Below are 8,184 nucleotides of genomic sequence, written 5' to 3' on the forward strand. Positions count from 1 at the left end.
TTACAATGTCAGGATTACAGAAATTGAGAGTAGGTAATTAATTCTGTGTAGGTGTTTAATTCTACATTCTTAATTCTACATTCTTAATTCTACATTCTTAATTCTACATTCTTAATTCTACATTCTACCTTCTACATTCTTAATTCTACATTCTTAATTCTACATTCTGCCTTCAAGACCCTTCGACAACAATCGCTCCAATAACGGTTTAGGAATTGTCTCGAAATCCTCCAACAAGAGATCCATAATGGCCAGATGGCGCAAGTGACCAGGAGTGGGAGGGTAACAGCGACGACTGGTGTTAAACCAGCCGTTAACGGTGTGAACGGAACAAGAGCAGATTAAAGCCATATCTTCCCGACTCAAGTCCCACTTATTGTAAAACCGTTGCGGTGTCATACCCAATTCGGAGTAACTGTAAAGTCGGATCAAGATTTGCTCGCGCTCGGTAATGGGATAGGGATAGGAATACTCGCCCTTTAACTCCCTCTGTTGTGCAAGCTGTTCCAGGCGCTCCATTGTGCTACGCACACGCTATGCGAAAGCTTCGTGATAATCGATGGGATGATAAACGAATCGTTTTTTTGGCATGATAGAGTTACCTCCATTTAACTTGGGGGGGAGAGCCGCGCTTCCAGGTTGGTGGCCGATGATCGCGGCTCTTTTTCCAATGATTATAGTATAACCAATGGCTACTATTCTTGTCAACAATAAAATCAAAAAAATCAAGGTAATTTACATAAAAGTTAATAATTATTTAAAATATAACGATTAGAATGGTAGTTTTTTTAGCTAGTAGCTTAAATCTGGATCATGGCAGTATAAACTTAGTGATTGCCCCAAGTTAAAAATTTACTTATCAAGGGAGGAAACAGGGAACAGTGATAATATTTGATTTTTTAAGTACTGAAATTGATTGTTATATTATGTCGGGATAATTACCCTTAATAAAAAGGGTGCATCTCAGTGTCTTGATGCAAAGCGCGAGTGGGGGAAACCACGGCAAAGCGCGAGTGGGGGGAACCCCCTTTGGCGGCGCTGCCTCCCCTGTTCCGAAGCTGCATCACTTTTGCAATTAGGCAAAAATTCGGGCGAAAATTCCCACACTCCTCACACTCCCCGCGCCCGGGCCCCACACTTCCCACACTTCCGATCTTTTTTACAAATATGAGATGCACCCAATAAAAATCTCCCCCATCTGGCCATCTGGCCATCTGGCCATCTGGCCAGATGAGGAGATGAGGAGATGGGTAATTGGTAGCGAAGCAACCGTTAACCTTTGACCAACCTTTGACCAACCTTCGACTAACCTTCAACCTGCAACCTTCACCCAACCTTCACCCAACCTTCACCCAACCTTCAACCAACCTTCAACCTGCAACCTACCCTACACCGAACGCCAAAGGCGAACAACCTGCAACCTGCAACCGTTAACCAACCTTGGCCTTTCGGCCACGCTACGGGAACAACCTACCCTACACCGAACGCCAAAGGCGAACAACCTGCAACCTGCAACCTGCAACCGTCAACCAACCTTCAACCTGCAACCTGCAACCGTCAACCAACCTTCAACCTTCAACCTGCAACCGTCAACCAACCTTCAACCTTCAACCTGCAACCTGCAACCTGCAACCTGCAACCTTCAACCTGCAACCTTAAACCTGCAACCGTCAACCAACCTTCAACCTTCAACCTGCAACCGTCAACCAACCTTCAACCTTCAACCTGCAACCTGCAACCTGCAACCTGCAACCTTCAACCTGCAACCTTAAACCTTCGTAGGATACTCTTGAATGTTCTCATCAAAAAACCCGGTCAAGACCGGGAAAATTGCTGAAAAACCAATCAACTTACCAAAGCTTGGCTTTATTTTTCAAAAAAATCGTGGAATGTTTGGAAGCCCCGTCTATGAACGGGCAGGGTGCTGACCGATACTTTTTAGCTACCAAAGTCTACCAATATAGACCAAAGCCCGCCAAGGCAAGATCCAATCGCATCCAGGGGGTATCTCCCAAAGCCCTCAGGAATATCCCACGAGCGCCATAAAAATGTCAAAAAAGTTCGTTCCACCGGGATTACAGCGCAACTATTCTACCTTGGTTTTCGGCTTTAATTTAAGTTACATAATAATCCCTGTCGGTGTTACCCTAATTTAAGTCTAACAAATAATAAGAGTTTTTGGTAGACTCTGCGACATTTTCTCTAGCTGTTTACTAACCTTTTTTGAGATCCTAGAAGGTCATCAATTATTAACATTCCGAGACTTGGGTCAGCTCACAAACCTTCTATGTGACTATCTGATCATGTTACCTGATAATGTTACAGGTGAGGGGGCAAGCCGCATAAACGGGAGTCTGGATCAGATCAGGCTCGCCATGTAGCCAATTTAACCAACGAACTTCCTGAGGATGAACCCCCTTAAAGGTTAAGACTCCTGCACCTAATATCACTGCTAAAACATTTACTCCAATCATACTACCTGCTACTAGTAATACAGCACTAACCGGCAGAATCGATTGTAGAGCGATCGCTAACAGAGCGCCGGTGGTCACCATCAATACAATCAACGGAAAACCGACAACCAGTAAGCAAACTGCCAAGGTAAATGCCCAAATTAAAAAGCTTTTGACCACTGCTAATGAATCAGTTTGTGTCAAGCTTTGACTTGTGGTTAATGCCATGGTGTTTTCTCCAGTAATCATTAAAAAAATGAATTGACAGTGTCTGTCATTCATTGACAGGGTCTGTCTTTGAGTAAATTCTTTGATTGGAAATTTTCTAGGTGAGTTTCAGTATAGGTAAAATTTTGATGAAGATGAACCTTTTGTCAAAAAAGTTTACAGTCAACTCGTCCGACCTATGTATCAAAATTGTTACAATCGTTAAAAGCCGGAAATTATTGGTTATCTTAAGACAGACCCATAATCTACCATTAGACAGATGAAGCAATTTTTGATCGCTGATACATGGACCGAAGATATAGACCCAATCAGTTATAGGGTTATAGTTAGAGTTATATAGACCGAATCAGTTATAGAGATAAGTTATAGAGTCGCAAGAACAAGAAAGGGAACTAGGGTCACCGAATCGGATCAGGATGGGTGAGGGGTTGACTCCGATTTGCTTAACATTTATTATACTTTGCTTAATATTTTTTATCCAAATTGAATAGTTTTCTAATATTAAGCATAATTACTGATAATTAAGGATAATTACTCATATTAGGTATTTGTGATTAGGACTTTCCCCCCCGTCCCTTGCTCAACCCTAATCTTAGGGGTGCTTTGAATCAATGGGGCCCTTTGCTTGCGCCCTGACGGCTTGCGCCCCGCCCTCAAGGTGATCTTAAATCTGGTCTTGAGCAGGGGAGAGGGTTTTAGAGCTTTTCCTGCTTACTCAAAAAGAAACAATCACAAACAATAACAAACAATTAGATGGTGACAGCTGACGAATTTCAAAACATACATAGTCCTATAAACACATCACCTCCTCACCATTTATAGCTCGAAGAAATGAAATTGGTCTATAGCGTTTCTCATACTTATCAGGTACACTCAATTTTCTTACCCCGACTCCCGACTCCCTCGGTGCGCTTGACCCGTAATTAAATTCGCCACGGGTCGCACCGCTCCCGACTCCCGACTCCCATTAACCCAGGACGAAAATCCCTTACCTAAGGTAGAACTGTTATAAGTTATACTCAACCCTAACTGTTGGGAAAACTTAATGTAAGAGTTTGTAAAATAAATTCTCGTAGCCCAACTGTAGTTGGTAGTTGAAAGATGACAGACCCACAGCGTTCACCCCGGATTGCACCAGCACCACCGCCTTCGAATATAGCGTCTAGACCAGTATCTGCTCAAGCCAATCAATCGAGACCTGCACAACCAAGAGCCATGGCTCCAAGAAGCAGTCAAGCCGGTGCCGCAGTAGCCTCACGCCCTCGGCCTGTGGCCACAGCAGCTCAGAATTCAGCCACTAACGTCCAAGCAAAACCATCCGCCAATCAGCACCAGCAGACACCCCGTAGCATCGGTCTGCCTCCTGGACAGTCAAGCTTAGAAAGCATTGTCCGTGAGGCCTTTGAGAAAGGAGTGTCTGATATTCATCTAGGTGTTGGTGAAACTCCCCGTTTCCGGAGTCGCGGTGAAATGGAGCCAACCGAATATCCACTCACCGATCACGCAACATTTAACTGTTGGCTCAAGGAAGTAATGACTGATGAAGAAATCCGGCGCTTTAGAGAAGAGTTGGAATTTGATGGGGCAACTCAGTACGAGTTTAGTCGGGTAAGGATTAATGTCTTCGATAGCCTTCTTGGTCCTGCCATGGTCTTGCGGATTATTCCCCTGAAGATATTGACCCTTGAGCAGTTGCGGTTGCCACCAATCCTGAAAGATGTCTGTCATTACCATAAAGGTCTCATTTTGGTCACCGGTCCCACAGGTTCCGGAAAATCTACCAGCATGGCCGCAATGATAGACTATATGAACAAAGAGATGGCGCGGCATATAATTACCATTGAAGACCCCATTGAATTTATCCACCAAAGTCGAAAATCTCTGGTTAAACAGCGGGAAGTAGGAATGCATACCCGTAAATTTGACCGGGCGTTGAAAGCCGCTTTGCGGGAAGACCCCGATGTGATTCTGATTGGGGAAATGCGAGATCGAGAAACAGTCAATACAGCTCTGAAAGCTGCTCAAACTGGTCACTTGGTCATGGGTACTTTGCATACCAACAGTGCCGTGAAAACCATTGAGCGGATTCTCAATCTCTACAATCCAGAAGAACAGGCTCCCATGCGGGTGTCCATATCAGAAGCCCTAGTAGGAGTCATTTCCCAAGGGTTGTGCCGTACTACCGATGGCAAGCGTGCTGCTTTTCATGACATCCTGATTAATACTGAATCCATTAAGGATTACATCCTCAAGGGCAAATACGAAGAAATTGAACAACTGATGGCGGACAGTGAATTTGACGGTATGGTTACCGTAAATAAATCCTTGTTCGCTCTTTACCAAGAGGGGCGTATTACTGAGGAAACTGCCTTGGAAAAGTCACCCACTCCCAACGAGATTGCAATGATGTTGCGCGGTCGGATTTAGGGATTAGGCAGGCTTGTATAGGGATTAGGAATTAGGGATACTGACTTAACCCCTAAAACCTAACCCCTAATATCATGTCCGGATAATTAGTGATGAAAAACCTTCTCCCTTCAAACCTTACTCCTTTCCTTCAGCAAAGCTGCCTTCTGCCCTCTGCCTTCGATTTACCAAAGTGTAAGTATTCAAACGGACATGATATCACACCATTACCGTAACACCTTGACCATCAAAACTAAATTGACATAGTACTAGCATATGCTGGATGAAACCCCCTCGCCCCAACTGTTTAAAGGTATTGCTATATTTACACCAGGGGAAGATCTAGTGTATAGCATTGACTTTAATAAGCAGAGTCACTGGCACCTGCATCTGTGTGCGAGTTTACAGGAAATACTGGGGTTACCAGAGCCACCTCATTTTTTAGTCCCCGGATATACTGCTACCATTGATCGGTGGATTGACCCTCAAACCAATCAGTTGCGCATGTCAGCAGAAATTCATTGGTTGGTGCAACATCATCAGGCATTGTTAAATGCCGTATTTGGCACTGACAACCTGATTTGGCAAGTAGCCCCTTGGGAGGAAGAGTCCTGTGACCCGGCGGTGCTAGAAACTTATCGCAATCAGTTTCCCCAACTTTGGGAAAACCACGACTTGATCCTGCGCATTGACCGCCCAGAGCCATTATCCTACTACGATACAGAAGAGGTTTTGCCAGAAAGGGTTACTAATCAAAACTCTGGGAGATGGTCACCTCAGCAGCATTTGAGAGCTATTGAAAAGCTGCCGGGTTTATCTAAGTCTGCCACTGATAGTACAGACTCACTGACTGTCACCGATGTCACCAAACCTGATTCTTTATCCAGGATGTCCCTGCCTGATGTGTCTCACTCCCAGGCACAACCTACCCATAGCTATGTCCTGCGTTTGTTCGTTTGCGGACATAGTACAGAAACTGAGTATACTCTCAAGAGTCTATACCAGTTGTTAGAGAATCATTTAGGTCATCCCTATACCCTAAAAATTATTGATGTTTTCAAGCACCCAGAACTCGCAGAAAGTGATCAGATCTCAGCTACACCGACACTACTCAGAGTATGGCCCGAGCCTGTCCGGCGGATTGTCGGTGATTTGAACGATATTGATCAGGTATTGCAGAGATTAACCAGCAATATAGTTGACTCCTCAGCACTTAAGCAATAAGCTTTTAATCGGTAATTTTAATCGGTAATAGGTAATATAGCAGTTCTCAATTGGGTATTGAAAACTGCTATATGTTACTTTTGTTGTTACTTTTGTTTAGCAGCAGCTTTCTTTTTGGTCTTTTTAGTCTTTTTGCTAGCATTTGCCGCTTTTTTAGCCGCTTTGGCCGCAGCGATCGCTTTTAACCGAGCTTCTTCTTTTTCCTGGGCAATCTTTTCAAGATAGTAGTGGTAATCTCCCAGATAGGTACAGAATTCGCCATCCCGGATTTCCACTATTTTTTTGGCCACTTTCGAGATAAAATAGCGGTCGTGGGAAACAATAATTACTGTACCATCATAGGTACCGAGTGCTTCCTCCAACATTTCTTTGGCTGGGATATCCAGGTGATTAGTCGGCTCATCCAGAATTAGTAAATTAGCAGGACAAAGGAGCATTTTGGCTAAGGCCAGGCGGGCTTTTTCGCCTCCACTAAGGGACTCAACCTTTTTATATACCGTGTCCCCAGTAAACAGAAACCGTCCCAATAGGGTACGCACTTCCTGATTTTTCCAGTCTGGGACTTCATCATGGATGGTTTCCATGACCGTTTTGCTCAATTCTAGGGCTTCTGCTTGATTCTGCTCAAAGTAACCAGGAATCACATTGTGTTTGCCCAGTCCTACTATCCCTTCTGTTGGCTTTTCCATTCCCATGATCATCCGGAGTAAGGTGGATTTACCGCAACCATTGGGACCGATGAAGGCAATGCGATCGCCCCGTTCAATCAACAAGTCTGCTCCCAGAAATAAAATCTTGTCATCATAGTCATGGACTAAATCCTTGATTTTGACTACCTCAAAACCACTACGAGGGGCAGGAGGGAATTGGAATTTGAGAGTTTTGAGATTAGCAGTTGGGGCTTCTATCCGTTCAGTTTTTTCTAATTGTTTCTCTCGGCTTTTGGCTTGGGTAGACCGGGTTGCACTAGCACGGAAACGCTCAATAAAGGCTTGCTGCTTTTCTATTTCCTTTTGTTGACGCTCGTAGCTACTCAGTTGAGCTGCCTGCATCTCGGCTTTCTGCTGGAGATAAGCTGAGTAATTGCCTAGGTAGGTAGTCGAGACACCCCGTTCGGTTTCTACAATTTGGGTACAGAGGCGGTCAAGAAACTCCCGGTCGTGAGATACTATTACCATTGGGGTCTTCAGACCCTTGAGATACTTTTCTAACCATTCGATGGTTTCCAAGTCAAGATGGTTAGTCGGCTCGTCCATTAGTAGGACGTCTGGCTTCTGGAGCAGGATTTTGCCTAAACTCATGCGCATTTGCCAGCCACCACTGAAAGCACTCACTAAGCGATCGCTATCCTCTGGCTCAAATCCCATCTCCGGCAAGATCTTGTCAATTTTTGCTTGTAAGCCATAACCATCGAGGGCTTCAAATTGGCGCTGCAACCTATCTAGTTTTCTAATCAGCCCTTCCAATTCTGCTTCATCAGCCATTTCCATGGCGTTTTGGACTTGTAGCATTTCGGAGTGTACGTGGTTAGCTTCCTTAAATACCGTCCAGAATTCTGCTGAGACCGTGCGGGTTGGGTCTACTTCAAATTCTTGGGTGAGGTAAGCGATATGAAGACTGGCAGGACGGATAACAACGCCGCTGGTGGGTTCCATCTCTCCAGCAATAATTTTCAGTTGGGTAGATTTCCCGGCACCATTGACGCCAACTAAGCCAATGCGATCGCCTGGTTTAACTTCCCAGTTGACATCCTTTAGAACTTCGCCAGTGGGGTATACTTTACTAATTTGTTCGAGTCGCAGCATTAAGATGTCTCCAAGGAAAATTTTAGCTGGGGACTTTTATTCCTGATCCCAAGTTGCTGTCGGGTTGA

Annotated in this window: 8 protein-coding genes; 4 read left to right on the plus strand and 4 right to left on the minus strand. The window is 44.6% G+C overall.

Translation table 11 applies throughout. The annotated features are described in order from the left end of the window. Positions 1-159: 159 nt before the first annotated feature. Entirely contained in the window at positions 160-519 is a 360-nt protein-coding gene (locus F6K37_RS26415) for a hypothetical protein (RefSeq protein WP_008190837.1), read from the minus strand. 735 nt (positions 520-1,254) lie between these two features. On the opposite strand from F6K37_RS26415, the gene F6K37_RS26420 reads away from it, so the two are divergent. Both F6K37_RS26420 and F6K37_RS26425 read left to right on the plus strand, forming a co-directional pair. Beyond that, a complete protein-coding gene (locus F6K37_RS26420; RefSeq protein WP_287253303.1) occupies positions 1,255-1,434 on the plus strand; it encodes a hypothetical protein in 180 nt (59 codons plus the stop codon). Positions 1,435-1,440: 6 nt separating this feature from the next. Continuing rightward, positions 1,441-1,659, plus strand: coding sequence for a restriction endonuclease (locus F6K37_RS26425; RefSeq protein WP_287253305.1), 219 nt, complete (start codon positions 1,441-1,443; stop codon positions 1,657-1,659). A gap of 647 nt (positions 1,660-2,306) precedes the next feature. On the opposite strand, the gene F6K37_RS26430 is transcribed toward F6K37_RS26425, so the two are convergent. Both F6K37_RS26430 and F6K37_RS26435 read right to left on the minus strand, forming a co-directional pair. Continuing rightward, on the minus strand, positions 2,307-2,681 hold the full coding sequence (locus F6K37_RS26430) for a hypothetical protein (protein ID WP_044495632.1): 375 nt from the start codon (positions 2,679-2,681) through the stop codon (positions 2,307-2,309). An 882-nt stretch (positions 2,682-3,563) separates the two neighbouring features. Then, positions 3,564-3,704 carry a hypothetical protein gene (locus tag F6K37_RS26435; RefSeq protein WP_154659978.1) on the minus strand — a complete coding sequence of 47 codons (141 nt, stop codon included), beginning with the start codon at positions 3,702-3,704 and terminating at the stop codon, positions 3,564-3,566. Positions 3,705-3,782: 78 nt separating this feature from the next. Between F6K37_RS26435 and F6K37_RS26440 the strand changes: the two genes are divergently transcribed. Beyond that, positions 3,783-5,108, plus strand: coding sequence for a type IV pilus twitching motility protein PilT (locus F6K37_RS26440; RefSeq protein WP_287253309.1), 1,326 nt, complete (start codon positions 3,783-3,785; stop codon positions 5,106-5,108). Between the two features lie 255 nt (positions 5,109-5,363). Further along, on the plus strand, positions 5,364-6,311 hold the full coding sequence (locus F6K37_RS26445) for a circadian clock KaiB family protein (RefSeq protein ID WP_008190849.1): 948 nt from the start codon (positions 5,364-5,366) through the stop codon (positions 6,309-6,311). 86 nt (positions 6,312-6,397) lie between these two features. Here the strand turns inward: F6K37_RS26445 and F6K37_RS26450 are convergent, their stop codons facing one another. Beyond that, positions 6,398-8,116, minus strand: a complete 1,719-nt coding sequence (locus F6K37_RS26450) for an ABC-F family ATP-binding cassette domain-containing protein (RefSeq protein ID WP_008190851.1) — start codon at positions 8,114-8,116, stop codon at positions 6,398-6,400. Positions 8,117-8,184: the final 68 nt, after the last annotated feature.

Origin of the sequence: Moorena sp. SIO4E2 (genome assembly GCF_010671945.1) — a bacterium.
Taxonomy (GTDB): Bacteria; Cyanobacteriota; Cyanobacteriia; order Cyanobacteriales; family Coleofasciculaceae; genus Moorena; species Moorena producens.